This window comes from Streptomyces aureocirculatus (assembly GCF_000720475.1).
Lineage (GTDB): Bacteria > Actinomycetota > Actinomycetes > Streptomycetales > Streptomycetaceae > Streptomyces > Streptomyces aureocirculatus.
This window is the reverse complement of sequence record NZ_JOAP01000008.1, coordinates 1-26,920: the sequence shown is the minus strand read 5'-3', so window position 1 is coordinate 26,920 and position 26,920 is coordinate 1. Positions and strand designations below refer to the sequence as shown.

The following is a 26,920-nucleotide window of genomic DNA, read 5'->3' as shown; positions in this document are numbered from 1 at the left end:
AGTGACGATCACCACCATTGACGGCCATGAACTGACCATCGGCCAGGTCAAGGCCACTGCGTCCCGCGCGGGGTCCGAATTCTCGATCTCCGAGGACGCGTTGAAGGCGATGCACGCGTCCCGGAACCTCAAGCTGGAGATCCTGCTGACCGGCAAACCCATCTACGGCGTGACGACGGGATTCGGCGACAGCGTCATCCGGCAGATCTCACCGGAGAAGACCGCACGGCTGCAGAGCGAACTGATCCGCTACCACCTGAACGGGACCGGGCCGCTGGCCTCCGACGAGGTCGTGCGCGCCACCCTGCTGATCCGCGCCAACTGCCTCGCCCGGGGCAACTCCGGTGTCAGCACCCCGGTCGTGGAGCGGCTCCTGGACTTCCTTCAGCACGACGTCCTGCCGACCATTCCCGAGCGCGGCTCGGTCGGCGCCAGCGGGGACCTCGTACCGCTGTGCTATCTCGCGTACGCGCTGACGGGCGAGGGCAAGGTGCGCCACCGCGGGGAGGTGCGGGACGCCGCGGACGTGCTCGCCGAGCTGGGGCTCGAACCCGTGCAACTGGAGTCCAAGGACGGGCTCGCGCTGATCAACGGTACGTCGTTCAGCGCCGCGCTCGCCTCCCTGAACACCGAGGAGGCCGCGGAGCTCGCCGCGGTGGCCGACATCTGCACCGCTCTCGCCAGCGAGGGCATGCTCGGCAACCGCGGCCACTACGCGCCGTTCATCCACGACGAGAAGCCGCACGACGGGCAGCGCGCGAGCGCCGGGTTCATCCACGACCTGCTCGACGGGTCCGCCCTTTCCATGACCCACGACCAGGTCGTCGACCTCAACGACCCGCTTGACGGGCGCCACTTCCAGAAGCTCACCCGCTCCATCCAGGACCGCTACTCGCTGCGCTGCGCCCCGCATGTCACGGGCGTCCTGCGGGACCTGCTCGACTGGACCCGCAAGTGGCTGACGGTGGAGATCAACTCCTCCAGCGACAACCCGCTGTTCGACCCGTCCACGGGCCGGGTGTACAGCGGCGGCAACTTCTACGGCGGCCATGTCGTCACCGCCATGGACGCCCTGAAGACGGCCGTCGCCGGCATCGCCGACCTGCTCGACCGGCAGCTCGCGCTGCTCGTGGACGAGAAGTTCAACAACGGGCTCACCCCGAACCTGATCGCCCCGGTCGCCGACGACGACACCGAGGCCGGGCTCCAGCACGGGTTCAAGGGCATGCAGATCGCGTGCTCGGCGCTCACCGCGGAGGCGCTGAAGAGCGCCGGGCCCGTCAGCACGTTCTCGCGCTCGACGGAGGCGCACAACCAGGACAAGGTCAGCATGGCCCCGATCGCGGCGCGGGACGCCCGCACCATTATCGAGCTGACCCGTGAGGTCGCGGCCATCCACCTCATCGCCGCCTGCCAGGCCGTCGAGCTGCGCGGTCTTGAGGAGATGAGCCCGCGTACCCGGGCTGTGCACGACCTCGTCCGGGAGAAGGTGCCCTTCGCCGCCAAGGACCGCCAGATGGACGGGGACATCGCCGCCGTCGTCTCGCTGATCACCTCGGGCGCGGTCGCCGCGGCCGCACGGACGGAGGCCCTGGTGTGACCGTCTCCGTCAGCACCGGAACGAACGGCAGCGGGACCGGCGCCGCGCACGCCCCCGCGCACACCCCGAGGACCGGGAGCACCCTGCCCGCCCTCGGCGACTGGACCACCTTCGACGGGCTGCGCGCGCTCCAGGAGGAGCGGGTCGGGCCCATGCTCCGCGGGGCCGCGAACTCCCCCTTCTACGCGGCGCGCCTCGACGGCGCGCGGACCCTGTCCGACGTCGGGCTCACCAGCAAGGCCGACCTGCGGGCCAGTTATCCGTTCGGGATGCTCGGGGTGCCCAAGGAACGCCTCGCCACCTACCACGAGTCCAGTGGCAGTACGGGCAATCCGACCCCCGCCTACTTCACGGAGGCGGAGTGGACGGACCTCGCCGACCGGTTCGTCCGCAAGACCGTGGGGATCGGTCCTGCGGACACCCTGCTCGTCCGCATCCCGTACGGGCTCGTCCTCGCCGGGCACATGGCCCACTGGGCCGCCATGCGCAGCGGCGCGACCGTCGTTCCCGGCGACTGCCGTTCGCTCGCGGTCCCCTATCCGCGGGTGGTACGGGTCCTTCGTGACCTGGAGGTGACGCTGACCTGGTCGACGCCGAGCGAGAGCCTGCTCTGGGTCGCCGCCGCGCGGGCCGCGGGCCACGGCGTGGATCCCTTCCCCGCGCTGCGGGCGCTGTACGTGGCGGGCGAGCCGCTCAGCGGGGCGCGCCGCCGCCGGATCGAGGAGATCCTCAAGGCCCCGGTCATCGAGGAGTACGGCTGCACCGAGGTCGGGCCGCTGGCCAGCGACTGTGTGCACGGCCGGATGCACTTCTGGGCGGACCGGGTGCTGCCGGAGGTGTACGACCCGCAGAGCGGGGACATCACCGCCGAGGGCACCGGGCAGCTCGTCATCACCCCGCTGTACCGCGAGGCGATGCCGCTCCTTCGCTACAACCTGGAAGACCTGGTGGAGTTGCGGTACGGGGACTGCCCGTGCGGTTGGAAACTGCCGACGGTACGGGTGCTCGGGCGGCTCGGCCAGGGGTACACCGTCGACGCGAAGCGGCTCGGGCAGGTCCAGGTGGAGGAGCTCGTCTACCGCCTTCCGGCGGCGTACGGCGTGCTGTTCTGGCGGGCCAGGGCGGAGGTCGACCGGCTCGTCGTGCAGATCGAGGTGCCCGGTGCCGGGGGTGGCGGGCGGGCTGCCGCGCTTCTCGCCGAGATGGTCTCGGGGGAGTTGGGGGTGCGGTGCGAGGTGGGCGTCGTGCCCGAGGGGACGCTCGTGCCGCGCGGTCTCCTGGCGCAGCGCCTTGACGCGATGAAGCCGCGGCGGCTGTTCGGGCCCGAGGAGGACTGGGACAACGCCGTTGTCAGGGGCTGACCCCCCTGGCGGGGCGCACACCCTCCGGGGGGTGCTTTTTGGGGGCGCGGGGAACTGCGCGGCCAGCCCAAAAGCACCCGCAGTCGCGTCTGCGAGGTGACGTGGCAGATGCGTCTGCGGCTTGTTGTGCGCTGAGCGCGCAGTTCCCCGCGCCCCTGGCGGGGCGTGCACCCTGCGGGGGGTGTTTTTTAGGGGCGCGGGGAACTGCGCGGCCAGCCACTACGCACGCGCAGTCGCGTCTGCGAGGTGACGTGGCAGACGCGTCTGCGGCTTGTCGTGCGCTGAGCGCGCAGTTCCCCGCGCCCCTGGCGGGGCGCAGCCCCGGTGGTCGCCGGGGCTCCGGTTAATGCCTCAAACGAGGGATGTCGCCGGTAGGCCCGCCCTTGGCAGAGTCCGGAGCGTCTCGGCACAGAGGTTCGGGTCCTGGGAGGGCTGGCGATGGCGAGGAGCGAGGGCACCGTGCGCCCGGTGGTGGCGGGCTTCTCCGGGTCACCGGGGGAGGAGCCGGAGGGCGCGTACGCCGACGAGCCGGCCGGGCGGCTCGGAGGAGGGCGGGGGCTGCGGCGCGGGCAGGACGACTTCGCTCTGGAACTCGACGGGTTCAACCTGATCACCGAGCACGACCCGGACCTGATCGCGGTGGTGGCCGACGCCGCCGACGTACGCGAGGCCGTGTCGTACGCCGCCGCCCGGCAACTTCCGATCGCCGTCCAGGCCACCGGCCACGGCCCGTCCAACGCCGCCGACCGCGGTCTCCTGATCAGCACCCGCAGGCTGCGGGGCGTGACGATCGACCCGCTCGCCCGGTCGGCGCGGACCGAGGGCGGCGTCCAGTGGTACGAGGTCGTCCAGGCGGCCGCGGAGTACGGCCTCGCCCCGCTCAGCGGATCGTCGACGCTCACCGGCGTGACGGGGTACACCCTCGGCGGCGGCCTGGGGCTCATGGCCCGCAGATACGGCTACGCGGCGGACCTCGTCACCGCCGTCGAGGTCGTCACCGCCGACGGCCAGGCGCACCGGGCCACCGCGGACCGCGACCCCGACCTGTTCTGGGCGCTGCGCGGCGGCACCGGCAACTTCGGCGTGGTGACGGCCCTGGAGTTCGACCTCGTGCCGGTGGCGCGGCTCTACGGAGGGGGCCTCTTCTTCCCGGGCGACGCGGCCGCGGACGTGCTGCACGCCTGGCGGGCGTGGACCGCGTCGGTGCCGGACGAACTGACGTCGTCCTTCGCCCTGTTGCGGCTGCCGGACATCGAGGCGGTCCCCGACTTCCTGCGCGGCAGGCTCACCGCGCACATCCGGATCGCCCATCTGGGCTCCGCCGCGGCCGGGGAGGAGCTCGTCGCGCCGTTGCGCGCGGCGGCGCCGCTCGTCGTCGACACCCTCGCCGTGATCCCGTACACCCGGTCCGGCGAGATCCACACCGACCCGATCGAGCCGATGCCCTACCACGCACGGTCGTTGATGCTCCGCGGTCTCGACGAGACGGTGGCCGACGGGCTGCTCGCGCTCGCGGGTCCCGGCGCCGACTGCATCGATCTGATGGTGGAGCTACGGCAGTTGGGCGGCGCGCTCGGCCGCCCCGCGGCGGTGCCCAACGCCGTCGACCACCGGGACGCGGCGTTCGCCCTGTCCACGGTGTCGCTGCCGGACGGCCGCCCGCCGCTGGTGGTCGACGGCATGGCGCCCTGGGGCACGGGCCGGCGCCTGCTCAACTTCCTCGCCGGCCCCGACACCGCGCATCTGGCCCGTACCGGGTACGAGCCCGCCACCTACGACCGGCTCGCCGACGTCAAGGCAAGGGTCGACCCGAAGAACCTGTTCCGCTTCAACCACAATATTCCGCCACGTCCGCAGCAGGGCCGACAACGGTGAATTCGGTGTGAACGGCACTTTCCGAGCCGATCGCACACGACCGCGCACAGGGCTCCGACCAGGAGTGACGGTCATGATCTCGGCACTTTTCCACCAGCCGGGCGGCACGCACGCGGGGCCGGGCGGTACCCGCGATATCCCGTCGATACGCCCCGCTCGCAAGCTAAGCGGGAGCCTTCGGCGACCCCTTGGTCGATGAGTACAGGAGGACGACAGTGAACCGACGCAACGTGGTGAAGGGCATGGCCGGCGGAGTTGCCGCCGCGGCGGTCCCCTTCGGCATCATCGAGGCGGGCAGAGACCGGATCGGCGCGCGGGACGGCGCCGACGACACCGCGGACGCCCAGGCGGGCGCGGCGCGGCAGGGCCCGTACTCCGAGACGTACAAAGGCCGCACGATCACCGTGTCCGACGCCGACGACACCGTGCACATAGACGGCAAGCAACTGCACCTCATGAAGATGGGTGACGGCGCCTATCTGAGCGCGATGTGCCACTACCGCATGGCACCCACCCCGCTGGCCACGGGACGGCAGGCGGTCGACGAGCTGCGCGGCGCGAACCTGCTGCCGGGCGGCGGCAGCCACCACGCCTGACCACGCCTGACCGGGCCCGGCACGCCCACAGGCCACCCACCGAGAGATCCGGGAGACCGAAAAACCCGCAAGACCGAGAGATCCGTGAGAACCGCAGGAGGGGAGACCCCATGGTCCATGTGCGGAAGAACCATCTCGACATGTCCGCCAACGAGAAAAGACGCTTCGTCCGCGCGCTGCGCAAGGTCAAGGAAGTCGGAATCTACGACGAACTCGTCGGGCTACACATCCGGATCAACTCGGGCGACTACCTGGACAAGGACAAGGGCAAGCGCTGGGGCCACATGAGCCCCGGCCTCTTCCCGTGGCACCGGCAGTACCTGCTGCTCCTGGAACGGGCGATGCAGCGCTTCGATCCCACCGTCACGCTGCCGTACTGGGACTGGACCAAGGACCAGAGCCAGGACTCGCCGCTGTGGGGCGACGACTTCATGGGCGGCAACGGGCGCCCCGGCGACCGCCAGGTCATGACCGGGCCCTTCGCCCGCTGCAACGGCTGGAAGCTCAACATCAGCGTGATCCCGGTCGGTGACGAGCACCCCGCGTTCAACGGCCACTACACCGCGGACGACCGGGACTACCTCGTACGCGACATGGGCACCGTCAACCCCCACCTGCCGACGGCCAAGGAGATGGCGGACACCCTCGCGCTCACCACCTACGACACCCCGCCCTACAACTACACCTCCGGCTACGGCAGCGAGACGCAGTCCCTGCGCAACCATTTGGAGGGCTACGCGAAATTCCCGCACGAGGCGGAACTCGGCAAGCTGCACGGCGCGGGACACACCTGGGTGGGCGGCCACATGCTGTACATCGGTTCCCCCAACGACCCCATCTTCTTCATGCACCACTGTTTCATCGACAAGCTCTGGACGATCTGGCAGCAGACGCACCCGGACGTCCCGCAGTACCTGCCAGTGGACAAGCATCCGGAGGTGCCGTCACTGCACACCAAGCTCGCCCCCTGGTACACCATGTCGCCCGCCGACCTCCTGGATCACCAGAAGTACTACCGCTACGCATGAACAACCCGTAGCGCAGTAAAAAGGCGACGGCGGTTTGTCTCTCGGCAGCCGTTCCGTGACGCCGATATGGTTTCCCGGCGACTTCAGGACCGGTGGGAAGCCGTATCGGCATTACCGACGTGCTCGTCTTGCGCCTTTCCTTGAGTGGTTCAACGGGGGTTAATCAGAAATGCGTAATGACTATGCCTTTCGGATCCTGGGTCCGCTCGTCGTCATGAACGGCGACGAGCGGATCGAGATCAGCGGGATCCGCAGGCAGAAACTACTGGCAACGCTGCTCCTACAAGTGCAACAAGTCGTCAGTCTCGACCGTCTCGTCGACGCGATCTGGGACGACGAACCGCCCGCGTCCGCCCGCGGGCAGGTGCGGATCTGTGTGTCCGGGCTACGCCGACTGCTCCGGACCCACGAACGCGAAAGTGTCATAGAGACCCGGCCTTCCGGCTACCGGATCCGGGTGCTCGACGACGACGCGCTCGACCTCTTCAAGTTCGACAAGCTGGTCGCACGGGCGCGGGTCATGCTCAGGGACGACCATCTGGAAGCCGCCGAGGTGCTGCTCAAGGAGGCCCTGGAACTGTGGCGGGGCCCGGTCGCGGCCGGCCTCGACAGCAGGGCGCTCGACTCGCTGGCCGTGAAGCACAACGAGGACCGCCTCACGGTGAGTGAGGAGTACTTCGAAGTGGCGCTGAAGCTGGGCAGGCACCGGCAGATCATCGGTGACCTGACGGGCTTCGTCGCCGAGAACCCCTTCCGGGAACGCGCCTGCGCCCAGTTGATGCTGGCGCTGTGCCACTCGGGCCGCCAGGCCGACGCCCTGGAGACCTTCCGCCACCTCAGGCGGCGGTTCTCCGAGGACCTCGGCATAGAGCCCGCGCAGGACCTGCACGCCCTGCACCAGTCGATACTGGTCGGTGAACTCACCTCGCCGACCCCCCTGTCCCGTGACGTCCCGGCGCCGCGGCGCCCCGCCCGCCCGTCCGGCCTGCGGGGCCGTCCGGCCAGGCTCGCCCTGGTCGAACCGGCGCGGCCCGGGGCCGTCAAGGCCGACTCGGTGGAGCAACTGCGCCTGGAGAACGACCTGTTGCGCATCGAGCGCGACACGCTCCGCCAGGTGATGCTGTTATGGCTGAACTCCGAGGAGGAGAGCCCCGGGGCCTGAAGGTTGCCAGGGCCGCCAAAGTTGCCGAGGTCTCCGAGGCCTTTCCCGGGGCGGGCCGGCGCGACGAACCCGTCGCGCCGGCCTGTCCCCCGTTCCTCCCGGTCAGTCGTCCCAGTGGTCGAGGACCAGGCGCCGGACGTGTTCCGGGTAGGCCTGGGCGAAGGAGCAGTGCGGAAGGCGGCTGCCGTCCGGGACGGGCTGGAGGCCGTCGTGGAAGACGATGGGGCCGTACTGCGCGGCGCGTTCCTGCGGGGTGTAGCAGTTCAGCAGGGGATGGACGAAGCCCGGCCAGGCCTCGGCCTTCTCCAGCGGGTGGATGCGGGTGGCGAGCGCCCACAGCAGGTCGGTGTCGTCGGCCGGGTCGATGTCGTCGTCCAGGACGAAGGTGGCCGCCGTGGCCCGCCCCGAGTGGGACTCCGAGAGCACCTCGCCGATCCGGTGCGTGAACTCGGCCGAGTCGACGCCGGGCAGTCGCTCCCGCCAGTCCTGCGGGACGGTGACCACCATCCAGTGCGCCGCCGCGCGCAGCGGTGACCAGGCCGTGGTGACGGGCAGCCCGGCGGCGCGCAGTTCCGCGAGCACCTCGGCGGCCTGCCCGACCCCGGTGACGGTGTGGAACTCGTCCACGGGGCGGCCCTCGGCCACGATCGGCCAGATCGGGTCGTCCCGGTGGGTGATGGCCTCCACGGAGTACACCGGCTGCATCGAGGTGCGCGTGGAGGCATAGCCCGCGAACTCGCCGAACGGCCCCTCCTCGGCGTCGCGGCCGATCGACAGATGCCCCTCGATGACGATCTCCGCGCTCGCGGGCACCTCCAGGTCGACCGTCTCGCACGGCACGACCTCGACGGGCTCCCCGTACAGCGCCCCGATGTACCCGGCCTCGTCCGTGCCCGGCGGCAGCGGGATGCCCCCGACGAACGGGACCGCCGGGTCGCCGCCCTGCACCAGGGCGTACGGCATGGGCTCGCCGCGCTCGACCCACTCCTGCCAGATCATCCCGATGTGCTGCGCCGGTATCACCAGGCCGGTCATGTGCTTGCCGTCGACCATCATGATCCGGGCGATCGACCAGTTGGTCCACCGGCCGTCCGGGGTCCTCGCGACGATGATCCCCCAGGTGTTGGGGTAGCGCCCGCCGTCGAACTCGTGCACCCGCGGCACCGGGAAGCGGTCCAGGGTGGCGTCGTCGCCGAGCAGCACGTTCTGCTTGCAGGCGGCATCGGCGCGGCCGACGGTCCTCGGCGGTACGGGCACGGCGTCACGGGCCCGCGCCAGATGCTCGACGAGCTCCGCGGCGGTGGTCTCCGCGGGCAGGCCCACGGAGAGGGCGACCCGGGCCAGCGGCTTGCCCGGGGCCGCGCTCAGCCCCGCGGGCGCGCCGAGCAGCCGGAAGCCGGGCGCGACCCCTCGCACGTTCTCGAACAGCGGCGCGGGCGACTGCCGTTCGTAGGAGAGGCGCGTGAAGGCCGCCGCCTCCAGGTCGGCGCTCACGGTCCGGTGGACACGGCGGAGGTCGCCCAGGGCCTCCAGGGCGTGCAGGTAGCTCCGCAGGTCCTTGTAGCTGTACGGGCCGCTGGGGCCGCGCGGTTCAGCGATGATCGTCGGAGAGGTCATGAACGTACGCTCCTTCGGTCCATGCCCGGGGCTACGGGGGCAAGGGGGGCGGCAGGGGGCACCGGGGTCGCGGCCGCGCCCCGGGGCAGGCCCTCCCAGCGGCGCGCCCCCGCGACCTCGATCCCGAACTGGTCGAGGACCCGGGTCACGATGTGGTCGACGATGTCGTCCACCGAGGCGGGGTGGTTGTAGAAGGCGGGCATGGGCGGCACGATCGCCGCGCCCATGCGCGCGAGGGCGAGCATGTTCTCCAGGTGGATCTCGCTGAGCGGCGTCTCACGCGGTACGAGGACGAGGCGGCGCCGCTCCTTGAGCGTGACGTCCGCCGCGCGGGCCACGAGCCCCTCCGCGTACCCGGTGCGGATACCGGCGAGCGTCTTCATGCTGCACGGGACGATCACCATGCCGTCGGCGCGGAAGGAGCCCGAGGAGATCGACGCCCCCTGGTCGCCGGGGGAGTGGGCGACGTCCGCGAGCGCGGTCACCTGGCGCGCGTTCAGTCCCGTCTCAAGCTCCACCGTGGCGCGGGCCCAGCGGGTGAGCACCAGGTGCGTCTCCACGTCGGGGTGCCTGCGCAGCTCGGTGAGCAGTCGGACGCCGAGGATCGCGCCGGTGGCGCCGGTCATCCCCACGATCAGCCGCATCGGGGCCCCCAATCTTCCGTGTACGGAATATCCTTGTACTGAATACACTGCCGTCATGACGAGCACAAGCCCCCGCCGCCGACCACATCTGGACGAGGCGCTACCGCATCAGCTCCGCCGGGCCGCCCAGGCGTGGACGGTCATGTGGCAGCAGCGCATACCGGATCTGACCAATCCGCAGTTCGCGGTGCTGCTCGTCCTGGACGACAACGGCAGCCTCGACCAGTCCGCGCTCGGCGCGCTGACCGCGATCGACCGGTCCACGCTCACCCCGCTCCTGGACCGCCTCGAAGCCCTCGGCCTGGTCACCAAGGAGATCGATCCGGCCAACCGCAGGCGTCGCATCGTCACGCTCACCGAGGCGGGCAGGGAGCGCCTCGCCACGGCGGGTGCGGAGGCCCGCGCGCTGTTCATCCAGGTGGAGGAGCTGTTGGGGGAACGGCAGTTGAAGGACTTGGTCGGGATGCTGCGGACGGTGGGCGACATGCCGGGGCGGCCGACCTCCTGACCGCCTCCGAGGCCCCCCGCGCCGAGACGCCCCCGGGACGCCCCTCCCGCAGAACCCCCGGGGTACCCCCCCCGCAAAGAGGGGGTATCCCGACTCCCCTCAAAGGGGGGATAGGTCGGGGCGGTGCCCGCTGGGAGTGTGATCAGCGACCCGAGTTGGGGTGGGCTTGGAGGGCTGATACATGGACGAATCCGCAGTGGCACGACGCCTTGTGGAGCGCGTCACCGGACCGGTACTCGGACCGGACGACGAGGGCTACGCGGCCGAGGTCGCGGGGTTCAACCGGATCGTGGAGCACCGGCCCGCGATCGCCGTAGGCGTGCGGGACGCCCTTGAGGTACGGGAAGTCGTCGACTTCGCGGCCGGGGCTGTCATACCGATGGCGGTGCAGGCCACCGGCCACGGTCCGTCGGCCGCTGCCGAGGACACCGGACTGCTCCTGAACACCCGCCGGATGACCGATGTGTCCATCGACCCCGGCGCCCGGATCGCCCGTGCCGGGGCCGGGGCGCAGTGGCAGCACGTGATCGAGACGGCCGCCGCGCACGGCCTCGCGCCCCTCAACGGCTCGTCGCCGCTCGTGGGTGTGGTCGGCTACACGCTCGGTGGCGGCCTCGCCCTGATGTCGCGCAAGTACGGCTTCGCCGCCGACCACGTCACCGCGCTCGAAGTGGTCACCGCCGACGCCAGGTTGCGGATCGCGACGGCGGAGCGGAACGAGGACCTGTTCTGGGCGCTGCGCGGCGGCAAGGGCAACTTCGGGGTGGTGACCGCGATCGAGTTCGGGCTCGTACCGGTCACGCGGATCTACGGCGGCGGCCTCTTCTTCCCCGGCGAGGCGAGTGCGGACGTGCTGCACAACTGGCGGTCGTGGGTCGAGACGGTGCCGGAGGAGATGTCGTCCTCGCTGGCGCTGATGCGGATGCCGGACATGGAGCCGATCCCCCCGTTCCTGCGGGGCAAGCTCGTCGCCCACGTACGCGTGGTGCACCTGGGACCCGGTGACGAGGGGGAGCGCCTGGTCAAACCGCTGCGGGAGATCGCCCCCGCGATGGTGGACACGCTCGCGGAGATGCCGTACACGCGCTGCGCGGACATCCACAACGACCCGGCGTTCCCGATCCCGTACCACGAGCGCTCGGTCATGCTGCGCGGGCTCGGCGACGACGCGGTGGCCGAACTGCTCGCCCTCGCCGGGCCCGAGAGCGGCTGCGTGGACCTCGTGGTCGAGCTGCGGCACCTGGGCGGCGCCATGGCGCGACCGCCCGCCGTGCCGAGCGCCGTCGACCACAGGGACGCCGCGTTCTGTCTGTCCACGCTCGCCCTGCCCGGTCCCGGCGCGCGCCCCGCGCAGGTCGTGGACGGCATGGCGTCCTGGACCACGGGCCGCCGCTACCTCAACTTCCTCGCGGGCGCGGAGACGGGCGGCCTCGCCGAGGAGGGCTACGGCGCCGGGACGTACGCGCGGCTGCGCGACATCAAGACCCGGTACGACCCGGACAACCTCTTCCGGTTCAACCACAACATCCCGCCGCGCACGGGCGTCTGACGCCCGGCGGGGCCACAGACCAGAGGACCACGTGGACCCTCGGGGTCCGGAGGATGGGGAGAACGACAGTGTCGATGACGACGGACGACGCGGTGCGGGCGCAGCCGGGGGCCTCACCGGGTGCGGGGCTGATCGGGCTCCGCCTCGGCGCCCTGTTCGGCCCGGTGATCTTCGGTGTCACCGCCGCGGGTGTGGCGCTGCCCGATGTCGCCATGGCGATGGAGGTCCGGCCGGCCGTCGCCGCCTGGGTCCTCACCTCGCACGCCCTCGCGCTCGGCGTGGGCACCGCGGTCTTCGGGCGGCTCTCGGAGAAATGGGGGGTGCGCAACACGGTTCTCGCCGGTTCGGCGCTCCTTGCCCTGGGGGCGGTCCTGATCCTGGTCGCGTCCGAGTTCGGGCTGCTGATCGCGGGGCGGTTCGTGCAGGCCGCGGGTTCCGGCGCCATCACGTCCAGCGCCCTGACCCTCGCGTCCGCGTCCGCGCCCGCCGTCCGGCCCAAGATCCTCGCGATCTTCGGCGCGACCATGGCCCTGTTCTCCTCCAGCGCCACCCTCGCGGGCGGCATGGTGACCGACTGGTGGCACTGGCGGGTCACCCTCGTGCTGCCCGCGCTGTCCCTGCTCGTGGTGCCCTTCTGCCTGAAGCTCGCGGCCACGAGGCCCGGCTTCGGCAGGGCCGTCGACCTCGTCGGCGGCACCCTCCTCGGTACGGGTGCGACCTCGCTGCTGCTGCTCATCCAGGCCTCTACGCTCGACCTCGCGACGCCGCTGGTGGTCGTCCTGGCGGTGCTGTTGCTGGTGTCCGTGGTGGGCCTCTTCCTCCACATCAACCGGCGGCCCGACGGGTTCGTGCCCAAGCCCCTGGCGACCGACCGCACGTTCCTGATCGCCGCCGTGGTGGGGCTCGGGGGGTACGCGGGGCTTTTCGCCGCGATGTACGCGGTGCCGCAGATCCTCGCCGTGCAGTACGGCTGGGGCGTGTTCAAGATCGGGGCCTGGCTGTTGCCCGGGGCGGTTGTCGGCGCGGTGTGCTCTCGCCTCGCGAGCAAGCTCACGTTCACCAAGGGGGGCAGCTTCCTGTTGGCGGGGGTCGCTCTCAGCTCCGCGGTGTTCCTCGCGATCGTGGGGTTCGTCGAGGGGGGCATCGTCGTCATGCTGATCGGTACGTCGATGGGGATGGCGACGTTCGCGGTCACGCAGGTCGTGGCCACCGCGGTGCTCTCCAGTCGCCTCGAACCCCTTCAGCGCGGGGGGGCCATGGGGGTCCTGAACCTGCTGTTCTTCGTGGGCGGCGGTATTGGCTCCGCTGCCGCCGGAACGCTCTCCGAGCACATGCAGATCACCAGTGCGCTGGCCTGGCTCGCGATCCTTCCGCTGCTCGGCGCGGTGTTCGCCCTCCTGCTGCCGCCGGCGCGGCCTCAGCAGACCTGATCCCGGTCCGACCGGCCTCCACCCCCGGCGGGGCCGGTCGACCGTCAAGTGGTGGGGCGCGACCCGGCAGTTACCCGGGGCGCGCCCCACCCGTCTGCCGGGCGGCTTCGCAGATGCGTCTGCGGCTTTGCTGTGGCTGGTCGCGCAGTTCCCCGCGCCCCTAAAAACTCCCGGCAGGTGTGCGTCCCGTTAGGGGCGCGGGGAACTGCGCGCTCAGCGCACGACGAGCGGCGGTCGCGTCTGCCGGGTGGCCTCGCAGATGCGTCTGCGGATTTGTTGTGGCTGGTCGCGCAGTTCCCCGCGCCCCTAAAAACTCCCGGCAGGTGTGCGCCCCGTCAGGGGCGCGGGGAACTGCGCGCTCAGCGCACGACAAGCGGCAGTCGCGTCTGCTGAGCGGCCCCGCAGATGCGTCTGCGGGTTTGTTGTGGCTGGTCGCGCCGTTCCCCGCGCCCCTGAAAGCTCCCGGCGGGTGTGCGCCCCGTTAGGGGCGCGGGGAACTGCGCGCTCAGCGGGCGACAAGCCGCAGACGACTCTGCCGAGCAGGCACGCAGTCGCGTCCGCGGGTTTGCCGGAACGGCAACAAGCCGGGGGAAGCGGGCAAGTCCCCCCCGGACGCGCCCGCCCTGCACTTCGTGCCCCGGGGCGGCCGGATGTCCGACCGCACGCCCCGGGACGGACGCCTCCCGGAGTGGCTGTCGGAGGCGGACCTGGACGTGTACGCCGCCGAGTTCGAGCGCGGCGGCATGAGCGGCCCGCTCGCCAGGTACCGCAACATGGACCGCGACTGGGCCGACCTCGCCGCCTGGGACGGCACCCCCCTCACCCGCCCCTCCCTGTTCGTGGCGGGCGCACTCGACCCGTCCCTCACGTGGCTCGCCGGCGCCCTCGACGCCTACCCCGTGACCCTCCCCGGCCTAATCTCCTCCCAGATCCTCAAGGGCTGTGGGCACTGGGTGCAGCAGGAGCGGGCCGAGGAGGTCAACGAGATCCTGGTGGACTGGCTGCGGCAGGTGGGCTGACCCCGCCGTGCCCGGCCGCTACATCCACACCCCGCCGAGGAAGGGATAGGCGTCGGTGAGCTTGGTCGCGCCCTGGACCAGCTTGCCCGCGCTGACGATCACGAACTCGTCGCCCTTCACGAGGAAGAAGTGCATGTCGTCGTCGAAGGGCGCCGAGGTGACGGTGTCGACGCCGGTCAGGAAGTCGGCGGGCGCGTGCTCCAGGCGGAACTCCCCGACGTAGTTGCCCCGCGGATCGAGCAGCTTCGCGCCCTCGTCGTAGAACAGCGCGATCTTCTCGCCCTTGGTGTCGGCCGTGGTCGCCGCCCTGATCGGCCGGTGCTCCGTCTCGTCCGTCACCAGCGAGAGCGACGTCCGGCTCGCCGAGCGCTCCGAGAACTCCACCAACCCGTCGTGGATCACCGCGGCATGCGTATTGCTGCTGCCCTTGCGGGCGTTCAGGACGTCCTCCTTACGGGAGAACCCCGTAGGCAACTGCGGGAACTGCTCGCTGATCTTCTTCGGGCCCGACTCGATGCCGAGCCGCGGCGAGAAGCGGATGAACTCGTCCCCGCGGAAGCCGTCGAAGCGCAGATATGGCGCCCTGGGGTCGGGCACCGTCTTCGCCATCGTCTCGAAGACGCCGCCGCCCGCGTCCAGGATGCTCTTGAGCGCCGACGTGATCACGTTCCCCGGCGTCGCCAGGGTGCCTGGCGACACCACCCGTGCCGTAAGCGCGTCGAACGCCTTCGACTCGCCCCGGGGCTCCGCCCGCTCCAGTGCCCACACCTGCGTGCCCCGGTCGTCCTCCACCTTCGGCTCCGCCTGCTCCAGCTCGGCGTTCGCCTCCAGGCGGTCACCCCGCACCGCCAGATGCTTGCCGCTGTTCACGTTCACCCACACGAAGCGGTCCTCAAGTATGTGCTCGGGCCGCCACAACTGCGTGAGCAGCAGGTCCTCCCGGGACTCCGGCGGGCACTGCTGCACCGCCGCGCCCGCCCTGCCCCTGTTCACCATGATGTCCATGCGCAGGGTGCTGTGGACGTTCTGCAGCGTCCACGCACCCTCCCTCGCGCTGTGCGGCTTCACGTGCCAGAACTGCCGGTGCCGCTCCGCCCCTTCGGCGTGCAGCTCCTCCAGCAGTACCTTCGCCCCCTGCTTCGCCCCTCCTCCCGGCTGCACCCCCGCGTACAGTCCGCTCGCCTCGTTCTTGATGAGGTAGATGCCCTCAGACAGTGCCGCCACGGTCGACCTCCCGGAACGTCGGGTCGGGCACGCACCTGCGGTGCGCCGCGGCTCAGCCTAGGACGCGTGACGTGATCCCGATACGGCCCTATTTCGGCCGTTATTGCCCTCTCAACTACGGTGCCGTGCCGTACCTAGGACAGTTGCCAGTCGCTTCCGTACCGTTCCGCCTTGCGGCACAGCCACGTGTTCATCTCGCTCTCCTCCAGCGGCGTCGCCGGACGCAGGTCCTCCACCTTGATCGTCGCCACGAAGTGCGTGAAGCGGACCCTCCTGAGGTCGCCGTCCTCCGACAGCACCTTGCCCGGTCCGTAGATGTCCGTCCGCGCGTGCCCCACGTACGCACCCCGCGTGAACTGCTGCCCAGCCGTCTCCATGGTGCCGCCTTTCGCTGTGTGTGCCGTTCCGGTCACACTGTGCGGTCGGCGTCGCTACGCTCGCCAGTAGGCGCGGGGTGACAACTGTTCTCGCACGTGAGGAGCTTGCCGGTGGCCATTGAGGACAATCCCGAGTCCCGACTTCGGTACGGGGAGGAACTGCGTTCGCGGCGGGAGGGGGCGGGGCTCACCCAGGAGGAGCTGAGTGCGCGGGCGATCATGTCCCGTACGCACATCGCCCACATCGAGGCGGGCAGGCGGCGACCTACGGTCGAGGATGCGCAGCGGTTGGATGATGTTCTGGAGGCGGGGGGTGTGTTGGTTCGGTTCCTCCCCCTGCGGGGAGAGGGGCGCGTCGCTGAGAGCTTCGCGGAGGCGCTGGAGTTGGAGCGGCACGCCACGGTCATCCGTACGTACGCTCCCAAGCTTGTTCCAGGACTGCTTCAGACGAAGGCGTACGCGCACGAGATCTTCCGATCAGGTTTTCCTCCCGCGAGCGAGGACGAGCGTGACGCGCTGCTCGTCACGCGACTTGCGCGAGCCAAGGTTTTCGATGACTTCAAGTCACCCGTGGTCTGGTTCCTGCTGGACGAGGCGGTGCTCCGTCGGCCCGTTGGGGGACCAGAGGTGATGTGCGAGCAACTGCGTCACATCGTCGAGCTGGGTGCCAGCGGCCGCATCCGCGTCCACGTCCTCCCGTTTGCTGTGGGACCGCACGCGCTCGTTGATGGCTTCGTGACGCTCCTGTGGTTCGGGGACTTGCCGCCTGTTGCCTACGTAGAAGGGCTGAACACCGGCAGGGTGCTGGAGAATCCGGGCGTCGTGCGTTCCTGCCAAGCGCTCTATGACCATGCCTTGGGTGACGCGTTGTCGCACCACGACTCGCTTGCGTTGATCAGTTCCGTGGCGGACGATTACGAGCATGCAGAGCAATCGTGAGCAACGGGTCGGCAGGGCTGAGGCCGTGGCTTCCACGGAGTGGCGCAAATCCAGCTACAGCGGCAACGACAGTGGCCAGTGCGTCGAAGTCGGCTCCGCCCACCGCCAGGTGACCGTCCCCGTGCGGGACAGCAAGAACCCCCACGGCCCCGCCGTACTTTTCGGCGCCCCCGCCTGGCACGCATTCCTGGCCTACCTGTCCAGGTAGGCCAGAACAGCAAGCACCCTCCGGTTCGCGGACTCCGAAGGCGGCAGCCCCAGTTTCATGAAGATGTTGCCGACGTGCTTGGCCACCGCCTTCTCGGTGACGAACAGGGCCTCCGCGATGCCCGCATTGGAACCGCCCTGGGCCAGGCACTCCAGGACCTCGCGCTCACGCGGAGTGAGCGAGGCGAGGGGCTCGTCGCGGGACTTGCCGGTGACGAGCTTGGACACCACCTCGGGGTCCATCGCCGTACCGCCGCCCGCCACGCGCTCAATGGTGGCGATGAACTCCGCCCCGTCGGACACGCGTTCCTTCAGGACGTAGCCGATGCCCTCGGAGCCGGTGGCCAGCAACTCGTGGGCGTACAGAGGCTCCACGTACTGGGACAGGAGCAGCACAGGCAGCCCAGGAACCCGCGTACGGGCGGAGACCGCGGCGCGCAGCCCCTCGTCGCTGAACGAGGGCGGCAGGCGGACGTCGACCACGGCGACGTCGGGGCGCAGGGTGAGGAGGGCTTCGAGGAGGAGGGGGCCGGTGTCGACTGCTGCCAGGACCTCGTGGCCGAAGGCTTCCAGGAGCCGCGTGACTCCGTCCCTCAGGAGGAAGTGGTCTTCGGCGAGGACAACGCGCACGGCAGCTCCAGGGTCATCAGGGTCGGGCCGCCCGGCGGGCTGCTCACGGCGAGGACGCCGTCGAAGTGGGCGAGGCGCCGCTCGACGCCCCGCAGACCGGTCCCGGCGGACACGTCGGCGCCGCCCTGCCCGTCGTCCGCGACGGACACCCGCAGCGAACCGGCCTCGTACCGCAGGTCGATCCAGCACCGCTCGGCGCCGGAGTGCTTCGTGGCGTTGGTGAGAAGCTCGGCGACGGCGAAGTACACGGCGGACTCGACGGGCGGTTCGGGGCGGTCCGGGAGGTCGACGACGACCTCGGTGCGCAGCGGGCTGATCATCGCCAGGGAGCGTACGGCATCGACGAGTCCGCGGTCCGCGAGGATCGGCGGGTGGATGCCCTTGACCAGGTCGCGTAGCTCCTTGAGGGCGGCGGTGGAGGACTGCCGGGCCTCGACGAGGAGGTCACGGACGGCCTCCGGGTCGGTGGCGAGCAGGTGCTCCGCCGCGTTCAGGGTCATGCCCATCGCCACCAGGCGGGCCTGCGCGCCGTCGTGGAGGTCGCGCTCGATACGGCGGATCTCCGACATCTGGGTGTCGACGGCGTCGGAGCGGGTCGTTTTCAGGTGCTCGACGCGGGCCGCGAGAAGCTCGGATTCGGCGGGGGCGAGGAGGAGACGGAGGTAGCGGGCGTGCAGCCGCAGGGTGCGGCGCGGGGCCCAGAAGAGGGCCAGGGGCAGGCACAGGGCGCCGAGCACGCCCGCGAGGGCCGCGGTGGCCGGGTCGCCGACCGGGACGAAGAGGAACCACAGGCTGCCCCACCGGTCGGAGAGCTCCGTGCCCACGGCGGCCGTCCACAGACCCCATAGGCCGGTGAGGGCGAGCAGCGCGGGCCCCGCAGCGATGGCGCCGCCCGCGAACCCGTCCACGTGCACCCAGCGCCAGTCCCGGTGCACCTGGTTGCCCTTGTCGAGGAGCTGGGCGCGCAGGGCCTTGCCCCGGGCGGTGCCCGCGGCGGGCAGCTCCGCGTACACCGCGGGGATGTCGACGCCCGACCACCGTGCGGCCAGCGCGCGCTGCCGGTCCGCCAGGGCCCGCACCCGGCGTTCCGTACCCGGAAGGAGCCTCGCGCCGAGCGGGCCGCGCAGCACCGAGGACACCATGACGCACCACAGCGACAGGCAGAACGCGCGGTGGGCGAGGCCCCACAGGGCCAGGGTGCGGCGGAACGCGGCGAAGCCGCTCGGGAGGGTGGCGAGGTCGCTCGGGAGGGTGGCGAGGTCGCTCGGGAGGGTGGCGAAGCCGCTCGTGGCGGCGGCTCCCGCGGGTACTGCCCCAGCGGGCGGGTCAGGGTCAGCCTGTCGTGTGCTCTTCATGTCGTCATTATCGAAAGCCGCACGTCCCGAGGGCAGTGGAGAAAACTCCCCTCTTGGCGCCGCGCCCCCTGGGAGTGGCCGCCGGTGACCTCGCGGGACCGCCCTACCGGATTTGACGCAGCGACGCTGGTGCCGCGTCTCGTCTTCCGTCGCGCTCCGCCGCGCTCTAGCCTCCGAAGAAGAGCGCGCGCGCCCGCACGGCGGCCGAAGGCAGCGGCGGCACCGCGCTCGGTCCCAAGACCCCGGACGCCCACCCAGCACCGAACTTGCGGGCCGCCCGATTCGGCCCGTGAGCGGGCCGGAACCGCAGCACCCGCGCAGTTCCGACCCGTGCCCAGCGGTTCGTCAACCGGGGCCGTCTCCCGCACGCCCCTGTGCCGCACGGGCAGGCTCGCGCCGGCGTGCGGGTGCACCACGCGGCGTCGGCGCGTCCCACGGCCACCGCCGGTACCAGCCGCCCCACGCCCCCGGCGGTGGCCGCCACCTCAGTTGAGCCCGGCGAGCCAGTCGCGCACCGCCGCGTTGAACTCCTCGGGCCGCTCCAGGTTCGGCAGGTGCGCCGCCCGCTCGACGACGCAGAGGCGCGCGTCGGGCAGCGCCGCGTGCAGCGCCCGCGCGCCCGCCACCGGCGTGTACGTGTCGTCCCTGCCCACAACCACCAGGACCGGCACCCCGACCTCCGCCAACCCTGCCTCGTAGTCCGGGCGTTCGGCACGCGCCCGCAGAGCCGCCGCCGCGCCCCGCGGCGACGACGCCAGCATCATCCGCCGCACCCGCCCGGCGGCCTCCTCGTTGTACGGAGCCACCATCTTGTGCAGCACCTCGTCGGTGTACCCCCGCATGCCCTCGGCCAGGAGCCGGTCCGCGAGTTCGTTGCGGAACGCCTTGCCCTCCGGTGTCTCGGCCCCCGGCGAGGTGTCGGCGAGCAGCAGACCCGCCATCCGGTGCGGGAAGCGCGCGTACGCGTCGAGGACGATCTGGCCGCCCATCGAGATGCCGCCCAGCGCGCACCGCGCCACGCCCAGGTGGTCCAGGAGCGCCTCCAGGTCCCGCGCGAAGTCCCCGAAGTCGGAGACGGGCGGCGCGTCCCGTACCGCCGACTCGCCGTAGCCGCGCAGATCGAACGTGATCACGCGGCGTTCGGCGGCGAACTCGGCGACCTGCGCGTCCCAGGACGACCGGTTGAAGGGGTGGCCGTGCACGAGAACCAGGGGGACCGGTGGGGCGGGGGTGCTCTCCTCGGGCCCGGTGTGGTCGTCGTACGCGAGCTGGACTCCGTTACTGAGCTGCATGGTTGGCATCCGCCCAGATTAGGCGGGCGCCTCGCCGGGCCCGCGGGCGAGGAGTTCCCGCAGGGCCGCCGTGACCTGCTTCGGCGCCTCCTCCGCCATGAAGTGGCCGTACGGCACCGTCCGGTGCGTCAGGTCCGGAGCCCACCGGCGCCACAGCGCCTCCGCGTCGAAGCCGAGCGCGGCGCCCCAGTCCTGCTGGAGGACCGTGACCGGCATCCGCAGGATGTTCCCCGCGCTGCGGTCCGCCGTGTCGTGCTCCACGTCCGCGAACGCCGACGCGCGGTAGTCCGCGACGATCGACGGCACCGCCTCGCGGCAGGCCCGCAGATACGCGGCCCGCACCTCCGCCGGGACCGCGTCCGGGGCGGTGGCCCACAGGTCCAGGAAGTGGCCGAAGAACGCGTCCGGGTCCGCGGAGATCATCCGCTCCGGCAGGCCCGGCGGCTGCGCCATCAGGAACAGGTGGAAGCCGACCGCCGCGGTCGTGCCCCGCATGACGTCCCACATGTCCAGGGTCGGCAGGACGTCCAGTGACATCAGGTGTGTCACATTGTCCGGGTGGTCCAGGCCCGCCCGGACCGCGACGAGCGCGCCCCGGTCGTGCCCCGCGAGCGCGAACCGCTCGTGACCGAGCGCCCGCGCCAGCGCCACCACGTCCGCGGCCATCGTCCGCTTGGCGTACGTCAGCCCGTCCGCCTCCTCCTCCGGCTTGTCGCTCGCCCCGTAACCGCGCAGGTCCGGGCAGATCACATGATGGTCGGCCGCGAGGTCCACGGCGACGTGCCGCCACATGAGGTGCGTCTGCGGGAAGCCGTGCAGGAGGACCACGGGGGTGGCTTCCGGGTCGCCTCCGACAGCCGCGTTGAGCTGGACGCCTTCGCCCGCGTCGTCGGCGGCGCCGACGGTCACGCGGCGGTAGGAGAAGCCTTCGATACGGGGTTCGGGGTGTTTGTGGTGTTCACGATGTTCGGGGTGTTTGTGGTGTTTGTGGTGTTCGTGGTGTTCGTGGGGTGTCATGGGCTCAGCCTGCGCGGCGCGAATCAGCAACGGATCAGTACGGCTGCCGCCGGGGGTACGTTGAGGGGGTGCCGGAGGTGGACGAGGGCCCGCGGGGTGCCGGACCCCTGACGTTCGAGGTGCTCGGGCCGCTCGCCGCGCGCGACGCCGCGGGGCGGCCCCTCGACCTGAAGGGCCCGCGGCACCGGGCCGTCCTCGCCCGGCTCCTGCTGGCCCGCCGCCGCACCGTTCCGGTCGCCCGCCTCGTCGACGACTTCTGGGCGGACCCGCCGCCCACCGCCATCGGCTCGATCCGCACCTTCGTCGGCGACCTCCGCAAGGCCCTGGAACCCGACCGCCCCCGGCGCGCCCCCGCCCGGCTCCTGGTGACGTCCGGGCCCGGCTACGCGCTGCTCGCGGCGGATGCGGCGGTGGACGCGTGGCGGTTCGAGGGAGCGGTGGGGGAGGCGGGGCGGCTCCTTTCCGGTGGGGCCGGGGCCCCGGCCGGTACCGCCGCCGGCGCGGCCCTCGTGCTGCTCGACGGCGCGCTCGCGCTGTGGCGGGGGCCCGCCTACGCCGAGTGGGCGGAGCAGGACTGGGCCCGCGCCGAGGCCGCACGCCTCGACGGGCTGCGGCTGCTCGCCGTGGAACGCCGCGCCACCGCGGCCCTCACCCTCCACCGCCCCGAGGAAGCCGTCCTCGACCTGGAGCCGCACGTCGAGCGGCACCCCTCGCGTGAGGACGCCTGGGGCCTCCTCGCCACCGCCCTGCACCGCGCGGGGCGACGGGGTGACGCCCTCGCCGTACTGCGCAGGGCCCGCGAACGGCTGGTACGGGAGCTGGGGATGGAGCCGGGGGGTGGGTTGCGGCGGGCGGAGGGGGAGATTCTGGCGTCCGGGGGTGCGCCTGAGCCTGGTTTTGCGTCCGCGCCCGGTTTCGCGTCCGCGCCTGGTTTCGCGTCCGTGCCCGGTTTCGTGTCCGCCACCGGTTTCGCGTCCGTGCCCGGTTTCGTGTCCGCCACCGGTTTCGCGTCCGCTCCCGCAAGGGGTGCCGGAGCGGAGGCGTCACCCCGCGGGGACGTCGCCGTGGGCCGGGGACGCGAACTCCTCGGTCGTGAGCGGGAGTCCGCCGACCTGGACGCCGCCGCCCGCGCCGCCGTACGGGACCGGCGGTTCGCCCTCGCGCTGGTCGCCGGGGACGCGGGGGCGGGCAAGACGGCCCTCGTGCGGGACCTCGCGGAACGGCTCGCCGACGCGGGGTGGACCACGGCGTGGGGGCGGGCGTCGGAGCAGGGCGGGGCGCCTGCCGGGTGGCCTTGGGGGGAGGCGTCGGGAGAACTGGACCTGGTGGGGGGCCTGGACCGTACCGGCCTGAGCGGGGGCGGGAGCCGGTTCCGGTGGTACCGGTGGGTGGGGGAGGAGATCGTGCGCGTCGCCGACCGCGGACGGCCACTGCTCCTCGTACTCGACGATCTGCACTGGGCCGACACGGAGACTCTGGAACTGCTCGCCGCCCTCGCGGAGTCACCGGTCGAGCGCGCCGTGCTCGTCGTGGCGACGTACCGGGACACCGAAGCCGGTGCCGGGGTACGGGAGGTGCTCGGGCGTCTCGCACGCGCCGAACCCTTGCGCGTACGGGTCGGGCCGCTGCCCGAGGACGCGGTGGGCGACCTGGTCCGGGCCGTCGCCGGGCGCCCGATCGAGCCCGCCGCCGTCCGCACCGTGCACCGCCGCAGCGGCGGCAACCCCTTCTTCGTACGCGAGATCGCCCGCCTGTACGCCACCGAGGGCCCCGCCGCGCTCGACCGCGTACCCGACGGCGTACGGGACGTCGTCCGGCGCCGGGCCGGGGCGCTGCCACCACGGGCCCGCGCCGTGCTGCGGCAGGCCGCGGTGCTCGGGCCCGAGGTCGACCTGGAGGTCCTGTACCACCTCGTCGGGGACGAGGACGCCGTGCTTGAGGGGGTCGACGCGGGGGTGGGGGCTGGGTTTCTTGTGGAGGGGGGGGCGGGTGTGGGCTCGGGTTTGGGGGCGGGCTCGGGTGCGGCCCCGGGTGCGGGTGTGGGTGCCGCTGCGGACTGGGGCCCGGGTGCGGGGGCGGGAGCGGACTCGGGGGCGGGAGCGGGAGCGGGCCCGGGTGTGCGTGCCGCTGCGGGCATGGGTGTCGGCGCGGGTATGGGTGCGGGGGCGGGTACGGGTGCGGACACGGGTGTCGGCCGGGTCGAGTTCGCGCACGCGCTCGTGCGTGAGGCGCTGTACCGCGACCTGACAGGACCCCGCCGCGCCCAACTGCACACCGCCGCCGGTGAGGTCGTCGAACGGCTGCGGCCCGGTGCCGTCGAAGCCGTCGCCCACCACTACGTCGCCGCGGGCACCCGCGAAGTCGCCGCCCGCGCGGTCGACTTCGCCGCCCGGGCGGCACGGCGCGCCGAGGCCGCGTTCGCACCGCACCGGGCGGCACGGCTCTGGCGGGCGGCCCTGGACGCGTACGACCGGGCGGGTCCGCCGGGAGGGGTGCCTGCCGGGAGCCCCGGGAGCCCCGGGAGTGCCGGGGGCCCGGGGAGTGCCGGGGGCCCGGGGAGTGCCGGGAGGCCGGGGAGTGCCGGGAGGCCCGGGAGCCTGGGGAGCCCTGGGAGACCGGGGACCCTAGGGGGCCCCGGGGGCCCCGGGAGCCTAGGGAGGCCCGGGAGCCTAGGGAGCCCTGGGAGACCGGGGAGCCCTGGGAGTTCGGGGAGCCCCGGGAGCCCTGGGTGTCCCGAGGGCCGGGAGCGGCTGGGGCTCGTCATGGGGCTCGTCCGCAACCTCGCCGTCACCGGCGGCCTCACCGAGGCCCGCCGGTACCGCGCCGACGCGCTCGTCGCCGCCGAGGCCACCGGCGACCCCGAACTGACCGCCCGCGTCATCGGCGCCTTCGACGTACCCGGCATCTGGGCCCGCAACGACGACGAGGCCCTCTCCCGCCGCATCGTCACCGCCGCGCTGCGCGCCCTGGACGCACTCCCGGACGACGGGACCCGCGCGCGCCGCGCCACCCGGTGCCGGTTGCTGAGCACCGTCGCCATGGAGACCCGGGGCACCCGCACCGGCATCGGCGCCGCCGCGGCACGGGAGGCCGAGGTGCTCGCCCGGGCCTTGGGGGAGGCCGGGTTCTCGGCGGACGGTGGTCTCCCTGCGGAGGCCGGGTTCTCGGCGGACGGCGGGTTCCCCGCGGAGGCCGGGTTCCCCGCGGACGGTGGGTTCTCGGCGGACGGCGGAGAGGGCGAGGGCGACGCGGGCCGGGGCGAGGGCGCCGCGCTGCTCGCCTTCGCCCTCAACGGACGTTTCCTGCACACCTTCCACCGCCCAGGCCTCGCCCCCGAACGCGCCCGCATCGGCGAGGAACTGACCTCCCTCGCCGCCCGCCACGGCCTCGTCGCCTTCGAGGTGCTCGGCCATCTGATGCTGCTCCAGGCGCACGCGGCGCTCGCGGACTTCGACAGCGCCGACAAGGCCGCCGCCACCGCCGACCGCCTCGCCGAACGGCACGCGTTGCCCCTGGTGGGCGTGTTCACCGACTGGTACGCGGCGCTGCGTGCCGCCGTCGCCGGGCGGGCGGCGGAGGCGGAGGCCGGGTACCGGGCGGCGGCACGGCGGATGCGGGGCTCGGGCATGACCGGCATGACCGGCATGACCGGCATGACCGGGGTACCAGGCGCGACAGGGATGCCCGGTGTGACCGGCGGAGCAGGTGTGAGCGCCGAGGGTGGGCTCCTGGAGCTGGCGTTGCTGTGCCTGCGGGTGCAGAGCGGGGACGCGGCGGCCGAAGGAGGCGGCGCCCAGGTGGGGAGCGGGCCCCTGCCCGGGGACCAGTTGCTCGAAGCCCAACTGTGTCTGCGCGCACACGCAGCCCTGCGGTCCGCAGCGGCCACCTCCGACGACCTGGAGGCCCTCTACCAGGAACTGCTGCCCGCATGCGGCGAGTTGGGCGGCGCGGGCAGCGGGGTGCTCACCCTTGAGCCGGTGGCCCGGTACGCGGGACGGCTCGCGGAAGCCCTCGGCCGCCCCACCGCCGCGGCCGCGCACCACCGGCAGGCCGACGCCCTCGCCGACCGGGCCCGCGCGCCCCACTGGCGGGACCCGGATGCGAGGATGCGCCGGTGACCCCTGTGACGTACATCCGGTTCGAGTCCCCCGAGCTGCACGAACGCGGGCTCCGCCCCGGTGTGTTCTTCCTGGTGAACCAGCTCGCCCGGGACGGCAGGCTCACCCCGGAGCAGGAACGGTTCCGGCGCGCCAACAACGACTGGTACGACACCGCGTACACCACGCCCTCGCACGTGGACCCCACCGTCTACGACGCCGAAGTGAACCCGGGCGCGGTGGCCTGGTTCAAGTCCTCCGCCACCCATCTTCTGGAGCGCGTCCCCGGCTACCTCGACATCCTGGCCGCCCACGGCGTCCCGTGCCGCACGGTCCACTCCGCCGACCCGGGCCGCGTCGTCTACGAGGACGACGTACAGATCGTCGTCGTACCGCACGACCGGAAGCCGTAGGGCACGCACGCGCCCCACGCACGCCGTGAACCGGCACCTGGCCAGTTGTGTGATTCCTGTCAGGGCGTCTCCGCGGCGGCCGTGGACCACGGCGGTCCACTTATGCTCGGGCGCATGTGCGCTTTTGTCCTGGTCGCGGAGGACGACGAGAAACAGGCCGACCTCATCCGCCGCTATCTGGAGCGCGAGGGGCACACGGTCGGCGTCGTCCACGACGGCCGTGCCGCCCTGGAGCAGGTGCGGCGGCACGAGCCCGACCTGCTGATCCTCGACGTGATGATGCCGGAGGTCGACGGCCTGGGGGTGACCCGCGTGCTGCGCGCGGGCCCCCGGCCAGGGGAGTTCCCGGCCGCCGGGGCCCCCGGGTGCCCTCCCGGGACGAGCACGCTGCCCATCCTCATGCTCACCGCCCGCTCCACCGAGGACGACCTCCTCCTCGGGCTCGACCTGGGCGCCGACGACTACCTCACCAAGCCCTACAGCCCCCGGGAACTCATGGCCCGCGTACGCACCCTGCTGCGGCGGGCCAGCGGCGGCGTCCACCAGCCGCAGCAGCCGCCGCCGGACCCGGACGCCCGGGTGCTGCGGGCCGGTGGCCTCCTCGTGGACGAGCGGCGGCACGAGGTGACGGTGGACGGGCGCCGGGTGGAGTGCACGCCCGGCGAGTTCGAACTCCTCGCGGCGATGGCCGCGGAGCCGGAGCGGGTGTTCACCCGGCCGCAGCTCCTGGACCGCATCCACGGCTCGTCGGGGTACATATCCGCCCGCACCGTCGACGTGCACGTCCTGAATCTGCGCAAGAAGATCGAGGCCAATCCGCGCACACCGCGCCGCCTCGTGACGGTCTTCGGGGTGGGGTACAAGCTGGTGGCGCCGCCCGAGGCGGAGTGGTCCGCGGAGGGGGCCTCGCGCCGTGGGGCGTGAGGGGCGGTCCCGCGGCGGGACAGGGGCGGGGGCAGGGGCAGGGGCAGGGGCAGGGG

23 protein-coding genes are annotated in these 26,920 nt (G+C 72.3%); 15 read left to right on the top strand and 8 right to left on the bottom strand.

Going from position 1 to position 26,920, the window contains the following annotated elements; all coding sequences use genetic code 11:
- Position 1: 1 nt before the first annotated feature.
- The 6 genes from bagA (at position 2) to bagI (ending at position 7,622) form a co-directional block, all read left to right on the top strand.
- A complete protein-coding gene (bagA, locus tag IG78_RS0109565) occupies positions 2-1,600 on the top strand; it encodes a bagremycin/ferroverdin biosynthesis tyrosine ammonia-lyase BagA/FevW (RefSeq protein WP_225882363.1) in 1,599 nt (532 codons plus the stop codon).
- Positions 1,597-2,961: a bagremycin/ferroverdin synthetase BagE/FevW gene (gene bagE, locus IG78_RS0109560; protein WP_225882362.1), complete on the top strand. Its 1,365-nt coding sequence runs from the start codon at positions 1,597-1,599 to the stop codon at positions 2,959-2,961. Before bagA ends, bagE begins: the two co-directional genes overlap by 4 nt.
- A 438-nt stretch (positions 2,962-3,399) precedes the next feature.
- On the top strand, positions 3,400-4,836 hold the full coding sequence (gene bagG, locus IG78_RS52140) for a bagremycin/ferroverdin biosynthesis FAD-dependent oxygenase BagG/FevA2 (RefSeq protein WP_078965852.1): 1,437 nt from the start codon (positions 3,400-3,402) through the stop codon (positions 4,834-4,836).
- A gap of 215 nt (positions 4,837-5,051) precedes the next feature.
- Positions 5,052-5,432 (top strand): bagremycin/ferroverdin biosynthesis copper chaperon BagZ/FevE, encoded by a 381-nt coding sequence (bagZ, locus tag IG78_RS0109550; protein ID WP_225882361.1) that lies wholly within the window; start codon positions 5,052-5,054, stop codon positions 5,430-5,432.
- Positions 5,433-5,542: 110 nt separating this feature from the next.
- On the top strand, positions 5,543-6,460 hold the full coding sequence (gene bagH / locus IG78_RS0109545; RefSeq protein WP_030561139.1) for a bagremycin/ferroverdin biosynthesis o-aminophenol oxidase BagH/FevF: 918 nt from the start codon (positions 5,543-5,545) through the stop codon (positions 6,458-6,460).
- Between the two features lie 169 nt (positions 6,461-6,629).
- A complete protein-coding gene (gene bagI, locus IG78_RS41860; protein WP_078965851.1) occupies positions 6,630-7,622 on the top strand; it encodes an AfsR/SARP family transcriptional regulator BagI/FevR in 993 nt (330 codons plus the stop codon).
- Positions 7,623-7,724: 102 nt separating this feature from the next.
- Here the strand turns inward: bagI and bagN are convergent, their stop codons facing one another.
- The gene (bagN, locus tag IG78_RS0109535; RefSeq protein ID WP_051852482.1) at positions 7,725-9,239 is read right to left on the bottom strand and encodes a bagremycin/ferroverdin biosynthesis UbiD family decarboxylase BagN/FevL; all 1,515 of its coding nucleotides are present in this window, start codon (positions 9,237-9,239) and stop codon (positions 7,725-7,727) included.
- Entirely contained in the window at positions 9,236-9,883 is a 648-nt protein-coding gene (bagM, locus tag IG78_RS0109530; protein ID WP_051852481.1) for a bagremycin/ferroverdin biosynthesis UbiX family decarboxylase BagM/FevK, read from the bottom strand. Before bagM ends, bagN begins: the two co-directional genes overlap by 4 nt.
- Positions 9,884-9,938: 55 nt before the next feature.
- On the opposite strand from bagM, the gene bagL reads away from it, so the two are divergent.
- From bagL to IG78_RS0109510, 4 genes are all read left to right on the top strand, one after another.
- Positions 9,939-10,391, top strand: a complete 453-nt coding sequence (gene bagL, locus IG78_RS41855) for a MarR family transcriptional regulator BagL/FevM (RefSeq protein ID WP_030561131.1) — start codon at positions 9,939-9,941, stop codon at positions 10,389-10,391.
- 181 nt (positions 10,392-10,572) lie between these two features.
- Positions 10,573-11,940, top strand: coding sequence for a bagremycin/ferroverdin biosynthesis FAD-dependent oxygenase BagK/FevA1 (bagK, locus tag IG78_RS0109520; protein ID WP_051852479.1), 1,368 nt, complete (start codon positions 10,573-10,575; stop codon positions 11,938-11,940).
- Positions 11,941-12,014: 74 nt separating this feature from the next.
- A complete protein-coding gene (gene bagJ / locus IG78_RS0109515) occupies positions 12,015-13,370 on the top strand; it encodes a bagremycin/ferroverdin transporter BagJ/FevB (RefSeq protein WP_051852478.1) in 1,356 nt (451 codons plus the stop codon).
- Between the two features lie 632 nt (positions 13,371-14,002).
- The gene (locus tag IG78_RS0109510; protein WP_225882360.1) at positions 14,003-14,389 is read left to right on the top strand and encodes an alpha/beta fold hydrolase; all 387 of its coding nucleotides are present in this window, start codon (positions 14,003-14,005) and stop codon (positions 14,387-14,389) included.
- A gap of 18 nt (positions 14,390-14,407) precedes the next feature.
- On the opposite strand, the gene IG78_RS0109505 is transcribed toward IG78_RS0109510, so the two are convergent.
- Positions 14,408-15,613: an RICIN domain-containing protein gene (locus IG78_RS0109505; protein ID WP_030561123.1), complete on the bottom strand. Its 1,206-nt coding sequence runs from the start codon at positions 15,611-15,613 to the stop codon at positions 14,408-14,410.
- A 134-nt stretch (positions 15,614-15,747) separates the two neighbouring features.
- On the bottom strand, positions 15,748-15,990 hold the full coding sequence (locus IG78_RS0109500) for a hypothetical protein (RefSeq protein WP_030561122.1): 243 nt from the start codon (positions 15,988-15,990) through the stop codon (positions 15,748-15,750).
- 111 nt (positions 15,991-16,101) lie between these two features.
- On the opposite strand from IG78_RS0109500, the gene IG78_RS0109495 reads away from it, so the two are divergent.
- Both IG78_RS0109495 and IG78_RS0109490 read left to right on the top strand, forming a co-directional pair.
- Positions 16,102-16,929 (top strand): helix-turn-helix domain-containing protein, encoded by an 828-nt coding sequence (locus tag IG78_RS0109495; RefSeq protein ID WP_030561120.1) that lies wholly within the window; start codon positions 16,102-16,104, stop codon positions 16,927-16,929.
- Complete coding sequence (locus tag IG78_RS0109490; protein ID WP_051852477.1) at positions 16,913-17,137, top strand: DUF397 domain-containing protein; 225 nt, start codon at positions 16,913-16,915, stop codon at positions 17,135-17,137. Before IG78_RS0109495 ends, IG78_RS0109490 begins: the two co-directional genes overlap by 17 nt.
- On the opposite strand, the gene IG78_RS0109485 is transcribed toward IG78_RS0109490, so the two are convergent.
- From IG78_RS0109485 to IG78_RS0109470, 4 genes are all read right to left on the bottom strand, one after another.
- A complete protein-coding gene (locus IG78_RS0109485; RefSeq protein ID WP_030561116.1) occupies positions 17,122-17,766 on the bottom strand; it encodes a LuxR C-terminal-related transcriptional regulator in 645 nt (214 codons plus the stop codon). The genes IG78_RS0109490 and IG78_RS0109485 overlap by 16 nt on opposite strands.
- A complete protein-coding gene (locus IG78_RS0109480) occupies positions 17,730-19,121 on the bottom strand; it encodes a sensor histidine kinase (RefSeq protein WP_078965850.1) in 1,392 nt (463 codons plus the stop codon). Before IG78_RS0109480 ends, IG78_RS0109485 begins: the two co-directional genes overlap by 37 nt.
- Before the next feature lie 485 nt (positions 19,122-19,606).
- Complete coding sequence (locus IG78_RS0109475) at positions 19,607-20,422, bottom strand: alpha/beta fold hydrolase (RefSeq protein ID WP_030561112.1); 816 nt, start codon at positions 20,420-20,422, stop codon at positions 19,607-19,609.
- Positions 20,423-20,431: 9 nt separating this feature from the next.
- Entirely contained in the window at positions 20,432-21,430 is a 999-nt protein-coding gene (locus IG78_RS0109470) for an alpha/beta fold hydrolase (protein WP_078965849.1), read from the bottom strand.
- Between the two features lie 68 nt (positions 21,431-21,498).
- Between IG78_RS0109470 and IG78_RS49090 the strand changes: the two genes are divergently transcribed.
- The 3 genes from IG78_RS49090 to IG78_RS0109455 all read left to right on the top strand — a co-directional run bounded on the left by IG78_RS49090 (position 21,499) and on the right by IG78_RS0109455 (position 26,864).
- Positions 21,499-25,548, top strand: coding sequence for an ATP-binding protein (locus IG78_RS49090; protein ID WP_051852476.1), 4,050 nt, complete (start codon positions 21,499-21,501; stop codon positions 25,546-25,548).
- Positions 25,545-25,940 carry a hypothetical protein gene (locus tag IG78_RS0109460; protein ID WP_030561107.1) on the top strand — a complete coding sequence of 132 codons (396 nt, stop codon included), beginning with the start codon at positions 25,545-25,547 and terminating at the stop codon, positions 25,938-25,940. Before IG78_RS49090 ends, IG78_RS0109460 begins: the two co-directional genes overlap by 4 nt.
- 114 nt (positions 25,941-26,054) lie before the next feature.
- A complete protein-coding gene (locus IG78_RS0109455) occupies positions 26,055-26,864 on the top strand; it encodes a response regulator transcription factor (protein ID WP_037687279.1) in 810 nt (269 codons plus the stop codon).
- Positions 26,865-26,920: the final 56 nt, after the last annotated feature.

Coding starts and splice junctions, on each gene's coding strand:
- bagG (WP_078965852.1), top strand. CDS start 3,400: ATGGCGAGGAGCGAGGGCACCGTGCGCCCGGTGGTGGCGGGCTTCTCC.
- bagH (WP_030561139.1), top strand. CDS start 5,543: ATGGTCCATGTGCGGAAGAACCATCTCGACATGTCCGCCAACGAGAAA.
- bagI (WP_078965851.1), top strand. CDS start 6,630: ATGCGTAATGACTATGCCTTTCGGATCCTGGGTCCGCTCGTCGTCATG.
- bagN (WP_051852482.1), bottom strand. CDS start 9,239: ATGACCTCTCCGACGATCATCGCTGAACCGCGCGGCCCCAGCGGCCCG.
- bagM (WP_051852481.1), bottom strand. CDS start 9,883: ATGCGGCTGATCGTGGGGATGACCGGCGCCACCGGCGCGATCCTCGGC.
- bagL (WP_030561131.1), top strand. CDS start 9,939: ATGACGAGCACAAGCCCCCGCCGCCGACCACATCTGGACGAGGCGCTA.
- bagK (WP_051852479.1), top strand. CDS start 10,573: ATGGACGAATCCGCAGTGGCACGACGCCTTGTGGAGCGCGTCACCGGA.
- bagJ (WP_051852478.1), top strand. CDS start 12,015: ATGACGACGGACGACGCGGTGCGGGCGCAGCCGGGGGCCTCACCGGGT.
- IG78_RS0109500 (WP_030561122.1), bottom strand. CDS start 15,990: ATGGAGACGGCTGGGCAGCAGTTCACGCGGGGTGCGTACGTGGGGCAC.
- IG78_RS0109490 (WP_051852477.1), top strand. CDS start 16,913: ATGCAGAGCAATCGTGAGCAACGGGTCGGCAGGGCTGAGGCCGTGGCT.
- IG78_RS0109480 (WP_078965850.1), bottom strand. CDS start 19,121: ATGAAGAGCACACGACAGGCTGACCCTGACCCGCCCGCTGGGGCAGTA.
- IG78_RS0109475 (WP_030561112.1), bottom strand. CDS start 20,422: ATGCCAACCATGCAGCTCAGTAACGGAGTCCAGCTCGCGTACGACGAC.
- IG78_RS0109470 (WP_078965849.1), bottom strand. CDS start 21,430: ATGACACCCCACGAACACCACGAACACCACAAACACCACAAACACCCC.
- IG78_RS0109455 (WP_037687279.1), top strand. CDS start 26,055: ATGTGCGCTTTTGTCCTGGTCGCGGAGGACGACGAGAAACAGGCCGAC.